This window comes from Streptomyces sp. D2-8, from assembly GCF_023184515.1.
GTDB lineage: Bacteria > Actinomycetota > Actinomycetes > Streptomycetales > Streptomycetaceae > Streptomyces.
The window spans coordinates 97,176-113,492 of sequence record NZ_JAAHBP010000021.1; the positions used below are offsets into that span (position 1 = coordinate 97,176).

Annotated in this window: 15 protein-coding genes; all 15 read left to right on the forward strand. The window is 72.0% G+C overall.

Going from position 1 to position 16,317, the window contains the following annotated elements:
* Positions 1 to 23: 23 nt before the first annotated feature.
* Entirely contained in the window at positions 24 to 2,045 is a 2,022-nt protein-coding gene (locus tag G3I77_RS30835; protein WP_248508786.1) for a beta-galactosidase, read from the forward strand.
* A gap of 110 nt (positions 2,046 to 2,155) precedes the next feature.
* Positions 2,156 to 3,715, forward strand: a complete 1,560-nt coding sequence (locus tag G3I77_RS30840) for an arabinogalactan endo-1,4-beta-galactosidase (protein WP_248508788.1) — start codon at positions 2,156 to 2,158, stop codon at positions 3,713 to 3,715.
* Between the two features lie 185 nt (positions 3,716 to 3,900).
* On the forward strand, positions 3,901 to 4,158 hold the full coding sequence (locus G3I77_RS30845) for a helix-turn-helix transcriptional regulator (protein WP_248508790.1): 258 nt from the start codon (positions 3,901 to 3,903) through the stop codon (positions 4,156 to 4,158).
* A 49-nt stretch (positions 4,159 to 4,207) separates the two neighbouring features.
* Positions 4,208 to 5,167 carry an SMP-30/gluconolactonase/LRE family protein gene (locus tag G3I77_RS30850; RefSeq protein ID WP_248508792.1) on the forward strand — a complete coding sequence of 320 codons (960 nt, stop codon included), beginning with the start codon at positions 4,208 to 4,210 and terminating at the stop codon, positions 5,165 to 5,167.
* A 190-nt stretch (positions 5,168 to 5,357) separates the two neighbouring features.
* Positions 5,358 to 5,813: a fluoride efflux transporter CrcB gene (gene crcB, locus G3I77_RS30855; protein WP_248508794.1), complete on the forward strand. Its 456-nt coding sequence runs from the start codon at positions 5,358 to 5,360 to the stop codon at positions 5,811 to 5,813.
* Positions 5,810 to 6,190: a DUF190 domain-containing protein gene (locus tag G3I77_RS30860; protein ID WP_248508796.1), complete on the forward strand. Its 381-nt coding sequence runs from the start codon at positions 5,810 to 5,812 to the stop codon at positions 6,188 to 6,190. The genes crcB and G3I77_RS30860 overlap by 4 nt, the downstream gene beginning before the upstream one ends.
* Positions 6,187 to 6,534: a CrcB family protein gene (locus G3I77_RS30865; protein ID WP_248508798.1), complete on the forward strand. Its 348-nt coding sequence runs from the start codon at positions 6,187 to 6,189 to the stop codon at positions 6,532 to 6,534. Before G3I77_RS30860 ends, G3I77_RS30865 begins: the two co-directional genes overlap by 4 nt.
* A 115-nt stretch (positions 6,535 to 6,649) precedes the next feature.
* Entirely contained in the window at positions 6,650 to 7,486 is an 837-nt protein-coding gene (locus G3I77_RS30870) for an undecaprenyl-diphosphate phosphatase (RefSeq protein ID WP_248508800.1), read from the forward strand.
* Positions 7,487 to 7,606: 120 nt separating this feature from the next.
* Positions 7,607 to 8,344: a FadR/GntR family transcriptional regulator gene (locus G3I77_RS30875; protein ID WP_248508802.1), complete on the forward strand. Its 738-nt coding sequence runs from the start codon at positions 7,607 to 7,609 to the stop codon at positions 8,342 to 8,344.
* A complete protein-coding gene (locus G3I77_RS30880; protein ID WP_248508804.1) occupies positions 8,341 to 9,783 on the forward strand; it encodes an amino acid permease in 1,443 nt (480 codons plus the stop codon). The genes G3I77_RS30875 and G3I77_RS30880 overlap by 4 nt, the downstream gene beginning before the upstream one ends.
* Positions 9,784 to 9,815: 32 nt before the next feature.
* A complete protein-coding gene (locus G3I77_RS30885) occupies positions 9,816 to 10,832 on the forward strand; it encodes an asparaginase (protein ID WP_248508955.1) in 1,017 nt (338 codons plus the stop codon).
* A 110-nt stretch (positions 10,833 to 10,942) separates the two neighbouring features.
* Entirely contained in the window at positions 10,943 to 12,352 is a 1,410-nt protein-coding gene (aspA, locus tag G3I77_RS30890; protein ID WP_248508806.1) for an aspartate ammonia-lyase, read from the forward strand.
* Between the two features lie 34 nt (positions 12,353 to 12,386).
* Positions 12,387 to 13,319: a glutaminase gene (locus tag G3I77_RS30895; RefSeq protein WP_248508810.1), complete on the forward strand. Its 933-nt coding sequence runs from the start codon at positions 12,387 to 12,389 to the stop codon at positions 13,317 to 13,319.
* A 184-nt stretch (positions 13,320 to 13,503) separates the two neighbouring features.
* Positions 13,504 to 14,898, forward strand: coding sequence for a polyprenol phosphomannose-dependent alpha 1,6 mannosyltransferase MptB (gene mptB, locus G3I77_RS30900; RefSeq protein ID WP_248508811.1), 1,395 nt, complete (start codon positions 13,504 to 13,506; stop codon positions 14,896 to 14,898).
* A complete protein-coding gene (locus G3I77_RS40955) occupies positions 14,895 to 16,277 on the forward strand; it encodes a glycosyltransferase 87 family protein (RefSeq protein ID WP_308311430.1) in 1,383 nt (460 codons plus the stop codon). The genes mptB and G3I77_RS40955 overlap by 4 nt, the downstream gene beginning before the upstream one ends.
* Positions 16,278 to 16,317 lie beyond the last annotated feature (40 nt).

Here is a 16,317-nt window from a genome sequence, read left to right on the forward strand (position 1 = left end):
ATCGATCGACCGGGAGACCATCCATGCCGGAGACCACCCCCAGGGGCCTCGCCAGGCTCGCCTTCGGTGGGGACTACAACCCCGAGCAGTGGCCGGAAAGCGTCTGGCAGGAGGACGTCCGGCTGATGCGGGAGGCCGGCGTCACGATGGTGAGCGTCGGGATCTTCTCCTGGGCGCTGCTGGAGCCCTCACCCGGCCGCTACGACTTCGGCTGGCTGGACCGGCTCCTGGACCTGCTGCACGAGCACGGCATCCGCGTCGACCTGGGCACCCCCACCGTCGTCCCGCCCGCCTGGTTCTACCGGGCCCACCCCGAAGCGCTGCCCGTGACCGCCGAGGGCGTGCGCTACGAGTTCGGCTCCCGCGCGGCCATCTGCCACAGCAACGCCGACTACCGCGCGGCCGCCGCGTCCATCACCACCCGGCTCGCCGAGCGCTACGGCGACCACCCCGCGCTGGCGATGTGGCACGTCCACAACGAGTACGGCGTCCCCGTCTCCGCCTGCTACTGCGACTCCTGCGCCGCCCACTTCCGCCACTGGCTGGCGACCACGTACGGCACGGTCGACGCGGTCAACGAGGCCTGGGGCACGGCCTTCTGGGGCCAGTGCTACGCGGACTTCGACCAGGTCAACCCGCCCCGGCTCACCCCGGCGGCCGTCAACCCCGGCCAGGCGCTGGACTACAAGCGGTTCGCCGACGCCACCATGCGCGAGAACTTCGTGAGCGAGCGGGACATCCTGCACCGTCTCTCGCCGGGCGTCCCGGTCACCACCAACTTCATGACGGCCCTGAGCCAGTGCGACTCCGTCGACTACTGGGCATGGGGCCGCGAGGTCGACCTCGTCACCAACGACCACTACCTGATCACCGACGGCCGCCGCACCCACGTCAACCTGGCGATGGCCGCCGACCTCACCCGCTCCGTCGCCGGTGGCGCCCCCTGGCTGCTGCTGGAGCACTCCACCTCGGGCGTCAACTGGCAGCCCCGCAACCCCGCGAAGGCTCCCGGCCAAATGGCCCGCAACTCCCTCGCCCACGTGGCGCGCGGCTCCGAGGGCGCGATGTTCTTCCAGTGGCGCCAGTCCCGGCGCGGCGCCGAGAAGTTCCACTCGGCGATGCTCCCGCACGGCGGCACCGACACCCGCGTCTGGCGCGAGGTCGTCGAACTGGGCGCGTTCGTCGAGGCGTTGAGCGAGATCCGCGGCACCCGCACCGAGGCCGACGTGGCCGTGCTGTGGGACTGGCACTCCTGGTGGGCGCAGAACCTCGACTGGCGCCCCAGCGTCGACCACGACGCCCGCGAGCGCGCCGACGCCTTCTACGAAGCCCTCTACGACCGTCACCTCACCGTGGACTTCGCCCACCCGGAAGCCGACTTGTCGAGGTATCCCCTTGTCGTCGTACCGGCTCTGTACCTGATGACGGAAGCGGCCGGGCGCAACCTCACGGCCTACGTCGAGAACGGCGGCACGCTGGTCGTCTCGTACTTCTCCGGCATCGTCGACGAGCACGACGCCGTCCACGAGGGCGCCTACCCGGGGCCCCTGCGGGACGTCCTCGGCCTCACCGTCGAGGAGTTCTCACCGCTGCTGCCCGGCGAACGGGTGCGCGTCACCGGCCCCGGCGGAACCGAGCTGGACGCCGACGTGTGGACGGAGTTCGTGGTGCCGCGCGGCGCCGAGACCGTCCTGACCTACGCCGACGGCCTCACCGCCGGTCTGCCCGCCGTCACCCGGCACCGCCTCGGCGAGGGCACCGCCTGGTACGTCTCCACCCGGCTCGGCGCCGACGGCCTCGGCACACTGCTCGGCCGGGCGGGCGAGGACGCGGGGCTCGCCCCGCGCGCCGATCTGCCCCGGGACGTCGAAGTGGTCCGCCGCACCGGCGCGTCGGGCACCTACCTGTTCGCCGTCAACCACACCGGCTCGGACGCCAAGGTGCCGCTGGAGGTCCCCGGCACCGAGCTGCTGACCGGTGACCGCGCCGCCGGCCGCCTGGCGGTCCCGGCCGGAGCCGTCCGGGTCGTCCGGCTCGACGGCTGAACCGACTCCCTCCGCCCGCGCGGGCCACGAGCCGCGGGCGGAGGGGCCCTCACCTGCCTCCGGGTGAGAGGCACTCCCCAACCCCCACGTCGAAGGGACGACGGACGACGATGTTCCATCCCAGACGCACCCTCAGGGCCCTGTTGCTCCCGCTCGCCGCAGGCCTCGCCCTCACCGCCCTGCCCGCCACCTCCGCCCATGCCGCGAGCACACTGGCCAACGGCGGCTTCGAAGCCGACGGCGCGGGCGCCGCGACCCCGAGCGGCTGGTCCGAATACGGCGACACCGGCGCCTCGTTCACCGAGCCCGGCGGCCACGGCGGCACCCACCGCCTGAGCCATTGGGCCTCCACCGCCTACAAGGTGGAGACCTACCAGTACCTGTCCGGACTCGCCAACGGGAACCACAAGCTCACCGCCTGGGTGCGCTCCGGCGGCGGGCAGAAGTCCGCGTACCTGGCGCTGAAGAACTGCGGCGGCGCCGAGCAGCGCACCGACCTGCCGGTCTCGGCCAGTGGGTGGATCCGGATCGTCGTGCCGGTCCAGGTGACCGGCAACCGGTGCACGATCAGCATCAACAGCGACGCGAACGCGGGCAACTGGATCAACGTCGACGACCTGACCTTCACGTCGGGCACGTCCGGTACGTCGATCAAGGGTGCCGACATCTCGTCGCTGGCCAAGAGCGAGGCCAAGGGCGGCGTCTACCGGAACAGCTCGGGCACCGCCGGCGACCCCCTGGCCGTCCTCAAGTCCAACGGCATGAACTACGCGCGCCTCAAGGTCTGGGTGAACCCGGCCGACGGCTACAACAACAAGGCCCGAGTCCTGGCCACGGCCAAGCGCGTCAAGGCGCAGGGCATGAAGCTGCTGGTCGACTTCCACTACTCGGACTTCTGGGCCGACCCGGGACGCCAGGACAAGCCCGCCGCCTGGGCCGGACACTCGTACGCTCAACTGAAGACGGACGTGTACGACCACACGTACGACGTGCTGAACGCCCTGAAGGCGCAGGGCACCACCGCCGACATGGTCCAGGTCGGCAACGAGATCAACGGCGGCATGCTGTGGAACGAGGGATCCACCTCCCACTGGACGCAGCTGGCCGGTCTGCTCAACTCCGGCTACGACGCGGTCAAGGCGGTCAACCCCTCCACCACCGTGGCACTGCACCTCGCCGAGGGCGGTGACCTGGAGGGCACCCGCTGGTGGTTCGACAGCGCGCGCTCGAACGGCGTGAAGTTCGACGCGATCGGCCTGTCCTTTTACGGCTACTGGCACGGCACCCTGGCCGACTTCCAGACCACGCTCGACGACGCGGCCTCCCGCTACGGCAAGCCGGTCTTCGTCGCCGAGACCGCCTACCCGTTCCGCCTGGACGGCGAGGACGCCCACGAGAACATCATCAACACCGCTGACGAGCTGGTCTCCGGATACCCGGCGAGCGTGTCCGGCCAGACCAGGTGGATGAACGACATGATGAGCATCGTGGAGGCCGTCCCGAACGGCCGCGGACTCGGCGCCTTCTACTGGGAGGCGACCTGGACCGCGGTCGCCGGCAACGGCTGGGACCCGACCGACGCGGCCTCCGGCAACGCCTGGGAGAACCAGGCGCTGTTCGGCTACGACGACCGGGCGCTGACGTCGATGTCCTGGTTCCGGCACCGCTGACCCCCCGGAAGAAGGGCCCCGGCTTCCCGGGGTCCTTCTCCTCGTCGCCCGCCTGCCCGAACTCCGCTCCGCGATCCGGCAGTTCGGTATCGGTCAACGATGCCGAAGCCCGGGACGCCACGGTGTCCGCTGCGAGACAGTGGGAACACGCGGTGAGAGGGCGAGCCGCGAGGCAGGGGCACGACATGCTGAGGACACCCACGGACGAGACCCGGCTCCGCATCCTGGCCTGGCTGAAGCAACCCGCTCCCGCGGCGGACGGTGTCACCGCGGACGCCGTCGCCGAGCGGTTCTCGATACCGCGCCCGGTCGCCGTCACCCATCTCCGGCTGCTCGAGGCCACCGGCATGCTGCGCACCAGCAGGTCCGCGGGCCGCGTGCGCTACCACCGCGACGACATGCGGATCGCCGAGGTCGCCCGGATGTTTGAGAAGGGCTGGTAGGCGACCCGGTACAGCGGTATCGCCCCCGATGGTGAAGGACACGCGCGCAATGGACCGTCCCACGGAACTCGTCCCCTGCCACTACGTCGCGGTGGGCCCCGGCCCCGAGGACGTGGTCGCCGACCCGCGCGGCCGCGTCCTCACCGGCGTCGCGGACGGCCGCATCCTGCGGCTCGACGCCCTCGCCGACCCGGTACAGGCCCGCGTCGAGGTGATCGCCGAGACCGGCGGCAGGCCGCTCGGGCTCGAACTCCTCCCGGACGGCGACCTGTTGGTGTGCGACGCCGAACGAGGACTGCTGCGCGTCGACACCGGCGACGGCACGGTCCGGATCCTCGCCGACTCGGTGGCGGGGGAGCCGCTGCGCTTCTGCAGCAACGCCGTGTCCCTCTCCGACGGCAGCGTCTACTTCACCGTCTCCAGCCGCCGGTACCCCCTGGAGCACTGGATCGGCGACATCGTCGAACACACCGGGACCGGACGGTTGCTGCGACTCGCCCCCGGCGGTGACACACCCGAGGTGGTGCTGGACGGCCTGCAGTTCGCCAACGGGGTCGCCGTCGGCGCGGACGAGTCCTTCCTCGTCATCGCCGAGACCGGCGCGTACCGGCTCCTGCGCCACTGGCTCACCGGACCGAAGGCCGGGCGGAGCGAGCCGTTCGCCGAGAACCTGCCGGGCATGCCCGACAACCTCTGGCGCGGCGCACCCGACGGACCGATCTGGGTCGCGCTCGCCGGACCCCGCGTACCGGCCCTCGACCTGCTCCACCGCCGCGCGCCCGGCGTCCGCGCCGCCGCCGCGCGCATGGCCGTACGCGCCCCGTTCCGTCCCACCGGCACGCTCGCCCTCCAGGCCTTCGACGACGAGGGCCGCGTCGTCCACCACCTCGCCCGCCGCCGCTCCGGCTACCGCATGGCCACCAGCGTCTGCGAAGCGGGCGGGCGCCTGGTCCTGGGCAGCGTCTGGGAACGGGGCGTGGCGGTCTGCGAGCCACCTGCCCCGAAGTGACGTCGCCGCCCGCCTCGGAGTGACCCCACCCCGCCCCGGGGTTAACCTGAACTCCGGCCGCGACCCTCTCGCGGCGCGGCGGTGGGGCCCGCCGTACCCGAACCGCGGCAAGGACGCCGCCAACGGTCCCTACTTGCGACGGCACGCGCCCGCGCGGCCCCGGGCTCCCGGCGAGTAGGAGACACACCCCATGACATCCCCCGAGAGCCTCCGCGTTCCGGCCGCCACCCCCCGGCGGCCTTCCTGGCGAGCCCAGGCACCCGCCGTCGCGGTCGTGGCGCTCGGCGGGGGAGCGGGGGCGGCCGCCCGCTACGCCGCCTCCCTCTGGTGGCCCGCGTCCGCGGGCGGCTTCCCCTGGACGACCTTCTGCGTCAACATCGCCGGCTGCGCCGTGATCGGCGTGTTCATGGTGGTCCTCACCGAGGTCCGGACGGCGCACCCCCTCGTCCGCCCCTTCTTCGGCACCGGCGTCCTCGGCGGCTTCACCACCTTCTCGACGTACGCCGTCGACATCCGGAAACTCATCGACGGCGGCCATGCCGGAACCGGTCTGGTCTACCTCGCCGCGACCCCGCTCGCGGCGCTCACAGCGGTGTGGCTCGCGGCCGGGACGACCCGCCGTGTCCTGCAAGGGAGGCAACGATGACGAGGCTGACCGGCAGAGCCCTGCGCCTGACCGTGTTCATCGGCGAGAGCGACACCTGGCACCACAAGCCCCTCTACTCGGAGATCGTCCACCGGGCCCACACGGCGGGTCTCGCGGGTGCCAGCGTCTTCCGTGGCATCGAGGGCTTCGGCGGCTCCTCCCTGATCCACACCTCGCGGCTGCTGTCCCTCAGCGAGGACCTGCCGGTCGCCGTGGTGATCGTCGACACCGAACCACGGGTCCGCGCCTTCCTGCCGCAGCTCGACGAACTGGTCACCGAGGGGCTGGTGACGCTCGACGACTGCGAGGTCATGCGGTACAGGAGCCGCGCGGACGCCCCGGGCGGAACCGATGCGAAGGGTAAGAATTCGTTGTGAACTGGCTGCTGGTCGTCGGCGGCGCGCTGGTCGGCGCCCCGCTGCGCTACCTCACCGACCGGGCGGTCCAGGCGCGCCACGACTCGGTCTTCCCCTGGGGCACCTTCACGGTGAACGTCACCGGCTCCCTGATCCTCGGCCTGCTCACCGGAGCCGCCACCCACCTTCAGCTGCTGCTCGGCACCGGTCTGTGCGGGGCGCTGACGACCTACTCGACGTTCTCCTACGAGACCCTGCGGCTGGCGGAGACCGGGGCTCGCCGCCAGGCGGCCGTCAACGTGGCGGCGACCGTGGTGGCCGGCGTCGGGGCGGCGTTCGCGGGGGCAGCGCTCGTGCGCATGTGAGGCCGTCCGCGAGGGGTGGGGGGCGGGTGGGGCGTGCAGGTGAGAGCCGTCCTTGCCCGCGTGCAGTAGGACTGTCCCCTCCGCTCCCCGCCTCCCTCGACCAGAACTGGATCCCATGAGCGTCATCAGTGTCGGTCAGGCCGTCGTCCTCGGAGCCGTCGAGGGGGTGACCGAGTTCCTGCCCGTCTCCTCCACCGGCCATCTGAAGATCGTCGAGGGGCTGATGGGCATCCCCGTCGACGACGACGCCGTGGTCGGGTTCTCGGCCGTCATCCAGGTCGGCGCGATCGCCGCGGTGCTCGTGTACTTCTTCAAGGACATCGTGCGGATCGTGTCCGCCTGGGGGAGGGGCCTGCGCGACCGCGAGGAGCGGTACCACCACGACTACAAGTTCGCCTGGTGGGTGATCTGCGCGACCCTCCCGATCGTCGCCGTCGGACTCGCCGCAAAGCCGCTCATCGAGGGCCCGCTCGCCTCGCTGTGGGTGGTCGCCGGCTCGCTGATCGTCGGCAGCGGCGTGATGTGGGCGGCGGACCGGATGGGCCGGCACAAGCGCGGCGAGGACGACACCTCGTTCAAGGACGCCATGCTGGTCGGCGGCTCCCAGATCCTCGCCCTGCTCTTCCCCGGCTTCTCCCGCTCCGGCGCCACCATGTCCACGGCGCTGATCCTCGACCTGGACCGCGTCGCCGCCACCCGGCTCTCCTTCTTCCTCGGCATCCCCGCCCTGACCGGCGCCGGCCTCTACGAGCTCAAGGACGCCCTGGGCGCCGGGGTGGGCGCGGCGCCACTCGCGGTGGGCACGGCCGTGTCGTTCGTCGTGGCCTACGCCTCCATCGCCTGGCTGCTGAAGTTCGTCGCCAAGCACTCGTTCAACGCCTTCGTGATCTACCGGATCGTCGTGGGAGTGCTGCTGTTCGGCCTGCTCGGAGCGGGTGTGCTGCACAGTTGAGTGTTCTGCCGGGAGGAGCCGTCGTCTGTCTGCGGCGCCATCGTGGCTCGTCGCGCAGTTCCCCGCGCCCCTTTGGGACACCCCTTGACAGCACAAGCCGTCGCCCGGAGTATCTCTCCCGTGAACCTGTCAGACAGCCGGACAGCCGGACAGCCCGTGAAGCGGGTCAGTGCCATGGAAGCGGTACTGGCCTACCTGCGCGACGCCATCGAACGGGGCGAGTACGCCATCGGCGACAAGCTCCCCTCCGAGGCGGAGCTGTGCCGGACCCTCGAGGTCTCCCGGCCGGTGCTGCGCGAGGCGCTGCGGGCGCTGCAGACCATGGGTCTGACCGTGTCCAGGACCGGCAAGGGCACCTTCGTCGTGGCCAGCACCGTCGAGGACCCCACCTTCGGCGACTACGCCGCCAGCGACCTGCTGGAGGTGCGCCGCCACGTCGAGATCCCGGTCGCCGGGTACGCGGCCCGGCGCCGCACCCCGGAGAACCTCGACCACCTCGCCCACCTCCTGGACCGCATGGAACGGGAGACGGACACCACGGCCTGGGTCGCCATGGACACGCTGTTCCACCTCGCCGTCGCCGAGGCCGCCCAGAACCCGGTCTTCCGCCGGGTCATCGAGGAGATCCGGGACGCGCTGGCGCGTCAGTCGGCCTTCCTCAACGAGTTGGGCGGACGCCGCGAGCAGTCCAACCGCGAGCACCGGGCGATCGTCGAGGCGCTGATCGACGGTTCCGAGAACGACGCGGTGGAGGCCATGTCCCACCACCTCGACCGCGTCGAGACCACCCTCACCGACATCGTGCGTTCCCCGCGCACGGACTCGGATCTCCCCACGGAAGGCGAACCTCAGGCGTGAGCGAGCAGTCCCTGCACGACGATGTGCAGAAACGTTCCGGCCATGTCGACGCCGGCGACGAGGGGTACAGCAAGTCCCTCAAGTCCCGGCACGTCAACATGATCGCCATCGGCGGCGCCATCGGCACCGGCCTCTTCCTCGGCGCCGGCGGCCGCCTCGCCGACGCCGGCCCCTCCCTCTTCATCGCCTACGCGGTCTGCGGCCTCTTCGCCTTCCTCGTCGTACGCGCCCTCGGCGAACTCGTGCTGTACCGGCCCTCCTCCGGCGCGTTCGTGTCCTACGCCCGCGAGTTCATGGGGGAGAAGGGCGCCTACACCGCCGGCTGGATGTACTTCCTCAATTGGGCGACCACCGGCATCGCCGACATCACCGCCGTCGCCACGTACACCCACTACTGGGGCATGTTCTCCGACATCCCGCAGTGGGTGATCGCGCTGATCGCGCTGGCCGTGGTGCTCACCGTGAACCTGATCTCGGTGAAGATCTTCGGCGAACTGGAGTTCTGGTTCGCCATCATCAAGGTCGGCGCGCTGGTCCTCTTCATGTGCATAGGCATCTTCCTGCTGGTCACCCAGCACCCCGTCGACGGGCACCAGCCGGGCCCGTCCCTGATCAGCGACAGCGGCGGCGTCTTCCCGCACGGCCTGCTGCCGATGCTGCTGATCATCCAGGGCGTCGTCTTCGCCTACGCCTCCGTCGAGCTGGTCGGCGTCGCCGCCGGTGAGACCGAGAACCCCGAGAAGATCATGCCGAAGGCGATCAACTCGATCATGTGGCGCGTCGGCCTGTTCTACGTCGGCTCGGTCGTCCTGCTGTCGATGCTGCTGCCCTGGAACAAGTACACCGCCGGCGAGAGCCCCTTCGTGACGGTGCTGTCCAACATCGGCATCCCGGCGGCCGGCGACGTGATGAACCTCGTCGTCCTCACCGCGGCGATGTCCTCCCTCAACTCCGGCCTCTACTCCACCGGCCGCATCCTGCGCTCCATGGCCATGGCCGGGTCCGCGCCCAGCTTCACCTCCGTGATGAGCCGCAGCCAGGTCCCCTACGGCGGCATCCTGCTCACCAGCGGCATCTGCGTCCTGGGCGTCGGCCTCAACTTCGTCGTGCCCGCCAAGGCGTTCGAGATCGTGCTGAACTTCGCCGCGATCGGCATCCTCGCCACCTGGGGCCTGATCATGATCTGTCACCTCCTCTTCTGGCAGAAGACCCAGAAGGGCGAGCTGACCCGCCCGGGCTACCGGCTGCCGGGCTCCCCCTGGACCGAGATCGTGACGCTGGTGTTCCTCGCCTCCGTCCTGGTCCTCATGTACGCCGACGGCGGCGCGGGACGCACCACCGTGCTGTGCCTGCCGCTGATCGTCGGGGCTCTGGTCGCCGGATGGTTCGCCGTCCGCGGCCGTGTCGCGCGCAAGTCCACCACCGGATCCGGCGCGTGACAGACGCGCCGCTCCACGAGAAGCAGGCAGTGATGTTCAGCAGTTCTCCCGCGGACGCACCCCTTGTCCGTGAACCCGTCCACGCCCCCGTCGCCCACCTCATCCGCGGCGGAATCGTCGAAGGCATCCACTACGGCTCCGTCGTCGTCCTCGACGCCGACGGAGAGGTCCGGCTCCAGATCGGAGACATCGAGGCCGCCTTCTACCCGCGCTCCGCGATCAAGCCCGTCCAGGCCGTGGCCATGGCCCGGGCGGGGCTGCCGCTCGACGGCGAGCTGCTGTCGCTGACGGCGGCCAGCCACTCCGGCGAGGAACGCCACCTCGCCGGGGCCCGGCGCATCCTCGAACTCGCCGGGGTCACCGAGGACCACCTGCGCAACGTCCCGGACCTGCCGTTCGACCCGGTCGTCCGGGACGCCTGGGTGCGCGAGGGCCGGATGCCCTCACGGCTCGCCCAGAACTGCTCCGGCAAGCACGCGGCCATGCTCTACACCTGCACCCTCAACGGCTGGCCCCTGGAGAACTACCTCGACCCCGGCCACCCGCTCCAGCAGGCCATCGCGGAGATCGTCGAGGATCTCACCGGGCAGCGCATCGCCCGGGTGACCGTCGACGGCTGCGGCGCGCCCCTGTACTCCATCTCCCTGCACGGCCTGGCCCGCGCCACCGCCCGGATCGCCACCGCCGCGCCGGGTACGCCCGAGGCCCGGGTGGCCGACGCCATGCGCGAGCACGCCGAGATGGCCTCCGGCTCCGGCCGGGACGTCGCCGCGCTGATGCGGGCCGTGCCCGGGCTGCTCACCAAGGACGGCTTCGAGGGCGTACAGGTCGCCGCGCTGCCCGACGGGCGGGCCGTCGCCGTGAAGATCGCCGACGGTGCGAACCGGGCGCGGATCCCGGTGGCTGCCGCCGCGTTGGCGTGGGCCGGCGTCGACCCGGAGCTGCTCACCGAGTTTCGGGGCGAGCCGCTTCTCGGCGGTGGGCGCGAGGTCGGGCGAGTGCGGCCCGTCCGTTCGCTGGAGCCGGTCGCCGGTCCGGCCCGCGTCTGACGCACCGGCGGCCGCGGGCCGCATGCGGCTGGTCGCGCCGTTCCCCGCGCCCCTGAGGGGCGCGCACCCACCCACCCTCACGTTCCCTCAGAAAGAGGACCCTCACCGTCATGACCGCCGCCACCCGCTCCGAGCACGACCTGCTCGGCGACCGTGACGTTCCCGCCGACGCGTACTGGGGTGTGCACACCCTGCGGGCCACGGAGAACTTCCCCATCACGGGCATGCCCATCTCCGCCTACCCGCACCTGATCGACGCCCTCGCCGCCGTCAAGGAGGCCGCCGCCCTCGCCAACGAGGAACTCGGCCTGCTGGACCCGAAGAAGGCCGCCGCCATCGTCGAGGCCTGCCGTGAGATCCGCGACGGCAAGTTGCACGACCAGTTCGTCGTCGACGTCGTCCAGGGCGGCGCCGGCACCTCCACCAACATGAACGCCAACGAGGTCGTGGCGAACCGGGCGCTGGAACTGCTGGGCCACGCCAAGGGCGAGTACCGGTTCCTGCACCCGAACGAGGACGTCAACCTCGGCCAGTCCACCAACGACGTCTACCCGACCGCCGTCAAGATCGCGACGGTGTTCGCGGTGCGCGGGCTGCTCGACGCGATGTCCGTCCTGCAGGACACGTTCGCCCACAAGGCCGTCGAGTTCCGCGACGTGCTCAAGATGGGCCGCACCCAGTTGCAGGACGCGGTACCCATGACCCTCGGCCAGGAGTTCTCCGCGTATGCCGTCATGCTGGACGAGGACCGGGCCCGGCTCGCCGAAGCCGTCCAGCTGATCCATGAGATCAACCTCGGCGCCACCGCGATCGGCACCGGCCTCAACGCCCACGCCGGATACGCCGAGGCGGCCCGCCGCCACCTCGCGGCCATCACCGGCCTGCCCCTGGTGACCGCGGCCAACCTGGTCGAGGCGACCCAGGACTGCGGCGCCTTCGTCCAGATGTCCGGCGTGCTCAAGCGCATCGCGGTCAAGCTCTCCAAGAGCTGCAACGACCTGCGGCTGCTGTCCTCGGGCCCGCGCGCCGGCCTCGGCGAGATCAACCTGCCGCCCGTGCAGGCCGGTTCGTCCATCATGCCCGGCAAGGTCAACCCGGTGATTCCCGAGGTCGTCAACCAGGTCGCCTTCGAGGTCATCGGCAACGACGTCACCATCACCATGGCCGCCGAGGCGGGACAGCTCCAGCTCAACGCCTTCGAGCCGATCATCCTGCACTCCCTGTCGGAGTCCATCACGCATCTGCGGAGCGCGTGCGTGACCCTGGCCGAGCGCTGCGTGTCCGGCATCACCGCCAACACCGAGGCGCTGCGCACGAGCGTCGAGAACTCCATCGGGCTGGTCACCGCCCTCAACCCGCACATCGGCTACACGGCCGCCACCGACATCGCCAAGGAGGCCCTCGCCACCGGCCGAGGCGTCGCCGAACTCGTCCTGGAGAAGGGCCTGCTCCCCGCCGAGACACTCGCCGGCCTGCTGCGCCCCGAGGTCCTGGCGGGCAGCGGCCGGACTCCGGCCTGACCCACGAGAGCGCACCGGGACCGGCAGAGGGACAATGGTGATCATGACATCGTCGACGACCTTCCAGCCGGTCCTGGAGCGCATCGCGGAGGAGATCGAGCGGACCCCCGGCCGTGGCCGGCCCGCCGACTACATCCCGGCGCTCGCCGCCTGCGACCCGCGCCGCTTCGGCATGGCCGTCGCCGACCTCGACGGCACGGTGTACGGGGTGGGGGACTGGCGGCAGCCGTTCTCCGCGCAGTCCCTGACCAAGGTCTTCACCCTCGCCCTCGACCTGGCCCGCGAGGGCGACGCCCTGTGGGAGCACGTGGGCCGCGAGCCCTCCGGCAACCCCTTCAACTCCCTCGTCCAGCTGGAGTACGAGAACGGCATCCCGCGCAACCCGTTCATCAACGCGGGCGCCCTCGTCGTCACCGACCGGCTGCACACCCGTACCTCAGACGCCTCGGGCGAGCTGCTGGCGTTCCTGCGCGCGGAGAGCGGCAACCCGGAGCTGACCTTCGACAAGGAGGTCGCCGCGTCCGAGTCCGCCCACGGTGACCGCAACGCCGCGCTCGGCCACTTCATGGCGTCGTACGGCAACATCGACAACCCCGTTCCGACGCTCCTGGAGCAGTACTTCCAGCAGTGCTCGATCGCCGCGTCCTGCGCCGACCTCGCCCTGGCCACGAGCTTCCTCGCCCGGCACGGCATCCGCGCCGACGGCACCCGCCTGCTCAGCCGCAGCCAGGCCAAGCAGATCAACGCGATCATGCTGACCTGCGGCACGTACGACGCGGCGGGCGACTTCGCGTACCGCGTGGGCCTGCCCGGCAAGAGCGGTGTGGGCGGCGGCATCATCGCGGTCGTACCCGGCCGTTGCACCCTGTGCGTGTGGAGCCCGGGCCTGGACGAGCGGGGCAACTCGGTGGCGGGCGTGGCGGCGCTCGACCGGTTCACGACCCTGACGGGCCTGTCCGTGTTCTGACCCGCGGCGCGCCCGGGACCCTCGGCCGAGGAACTCCTCCGGTGCCCCCATGCCGGTAGGACCGTCACCGCGACGCAAGCTCATCGGCCGGTGATCACCGGCCGGTCACACGCAGTCCGCCCCCCGGAGAGGGGAGCGTCCCCTTGCGGCCATGCGCCGTTGACACGCTGCCCGAGTGTTGGCCATGGCTTTCCCCGTCGATCTCCGTCGCTGCCAGATACTCGGTCTGGCCGGTACCGCCTGCCTCGCCCTGGGCGGTGAGACGGCCGGCGCCCTGCCCGTGGGGGACCTTCTCCACCCGGCCTCCGCTCGCGCCGCCCTCGGCCTGGTCGGCGGGTACTTCGGCGTCGTCCTGCTGATCGCTGCCTGGGCGCTGCTGGGCCGGCTGGTCCGCGGGCCGCGACCACCCGCTCCCCGCGCCCTGCTGCTCGTCCTCGCCGTCTGGGCGGCGCCGCTGCTGCTCGCCCCGCCGCTGTTCAGCCGGGACGTCTACAGCTACCTCGCCCAGGGGGCGATGGTCGAGGCGCACATGGACGTCTACGCGCACGGGCCGTCCCGGCTCGGCGGTCCGCTCGCCGACGAGGTCGCCCCGCTCTGGCGGCACACCGGCGCCCCGTACGGCCCGGTGTTCCTCGCCGTCGCCGCGGCCCTGTCGGGTCTGACCCGCGGCGAACTGCCCGCCGGACTGTTCGGGATGCGGCTCGTCGCCCTCGCCGGCGTGGCCCTGATGGCGGCCGCCCTGCCGCGCCTCGCCCGCCACAGCGGCGCCGACCCGTCCGCCGCGCTGTGGCTGGGCGCCCTCAACCCGCTCGTCCTGCTGCACCTGGTCGCGGGCGCCCACAACGACGCCGTCATGCTCGGCCTGCTCGGCGTCGGCCTGGTGGCCGCGCTCGGCCGGTGGCCGGTCCTCGGCGCCGTCCTCGTCACCCTCGCCGCCCTGGTCAAGGCGCCCGCGGTGCTCGGTCTCGCCGCCGTCGTCGTCCTCCAGGTCCGCGCGGGCCGCAGCCCGGTGAAGGCCCTGGTGACGACCACCGTCGCGGCCGCGGTGACGACCGTCGCCGCGACGGCCGTGGCCGGCACCGGATACGGCTGGGTCGGCGCCCTGAACACGCCCGTCTCTCCCCAGAACTGGGCCCTGACCACCCTCCTCGGCCGCGCCACCCAGGCCCTGCTGGAGCACCTGGGCAGCGATCTCGCCCCCCTCGCGATCCCCGTCTGGCACGCGCTGGGCATCGTGACCGCCGTGGTCGCGATCGTGTTGATCTGGCTGCGGCTGCGCCTGCGGCCGGTGTACGCGCTCGGCCTGTCCCTGGCGACGGTGGCCGCGCTCGGCCCGGCGGTCCGCCCCTGGTACGCCCTGTGGGGCCTGTTCCTCATCGCCGCCGCCGCACCCAGGACGTCCGTACGCCCCCGCACGGCGGCGGTGACCGGTGTGCTCGCGCTGTGCGTCCTGCCCAGCGGCGGCCCGGCGGACACGGGGCAACTCGTCCTGGCCGTCTCCGGCGGCGCCCTCGCGGTCGTCGTCCTGTGCCAGGCCCACCAGGCCGAACTCGCCCCGGCGCTGGGACGTGCCGCATGACCCCGGGCCCGCCGCGCACCGACCGGGGCCGGCTGCTGCTGGTGCTCGCCCTCGCCACGCTGGTGACGGTCTTCACCGCGACCGTGCCGCTGCTGCGCGACTGGTTCGACCTGCGCGTCTACTACGGCAGCATCGACACCTGGGCCCACCACGGCGGCCGCATCTACGACTATCGGGTGCCCGGCACGTCCTACGGCTTCACCTACCCGCCGTTCGCCGCGGTCGCCATGGCGCCGATGGCCCTGCTGGGTCTGCACACCGCGATCGCCGCCGCCCTGGTGCTCAACCTGGCCGCCCTGGCGGTGATCCTGCGCCTGCTCGCCGGACCGGACCGGCGGCGCCACGGCTGGTTCGGCTGGGCCCTGATCGCCTGCCTGCTCGCCCTGTTCGAACCGCTCCGCGACACCTTCAGCTTCGGCCAGGTGAACCTGCTACTGCTGGCGCTCGTCCTCACCGACGCGACGCTGCTCGCCACCGGGCGCGGACGCCTGGCGGGTGCCGGCATCGGGCTGGCGGCCGCCATCAAACTCACGCCCGCGCTGTTCATCGGACTGCTGCTGGTGGCCGGACGGCGGCGCGCGGCGGCGGTCGCGACGGCCGTCGCCCTCGGGGCAACGGCCCTCGCGGCCGGGGTGGATCCGGACGCCTCGCGCTTCTACTGGACCGAGGCGCTGTGGGACACCGACCGCGTGGGGCGCCTCGGTTACGTCTCGAACCAGTCGGTGCAGGGCATCCTGGCCCGGCTCGGCGTCGAGGACCGGGCCGTGTGGGCGGTGGTGGTCCTGCTGATCCTCGGCGTGTGGGCCGTGCGGACGCGCCGTGCCGCCGTGGCGGGGGACTGGACGGCGGCGTTCGCGCTGACCGGCCTCGCCGCCTGTCTCGTCAGCCCGATCACATGGGTACACCATCTGGTGTGGCTGCTGCCGTCCTTCGCCGTGCTGGTCCGCGCGGGGCGCCGCCGGGTCGCGGGCGCCCTGTACGCGGTGCTGTGCACGAGCGTGGTGTGGCTGTGGTGCGACGACGCGTCCGGCGTCGACGGGTTCCTGGGCGGCAACACCTACGTCTGGATCACCCTGGGCCTGCTGCTGTGGCTGCCGGTGGGTCAGCTCCGTCCGGGTCTGCGGACCGGAAGCCGCAGCACCAGCACCACGATCGCCGCGCCCGTACCGGCGGCGCCGGCGATCAGCCACGCCCTCGTCCAGACGGACCCGTGCTCCTCCGGTACGGCCGCCGCGACCGCGGGCGGCGTCGTCGCCGGCCGTGCGGGCGTGGCCGGCGCGCCGAGCGAGCCCACCGCCTCGACCCTCCCGGCCGACTCGAAGCCCCAGTCGAGCAGCGAGCGCGCCTCCTCGTACACGGCGGACCCGCCGCCCTCCTGAGGATTCATCACCGTCACGACCAGGGTGCGCCCGTCCCGCC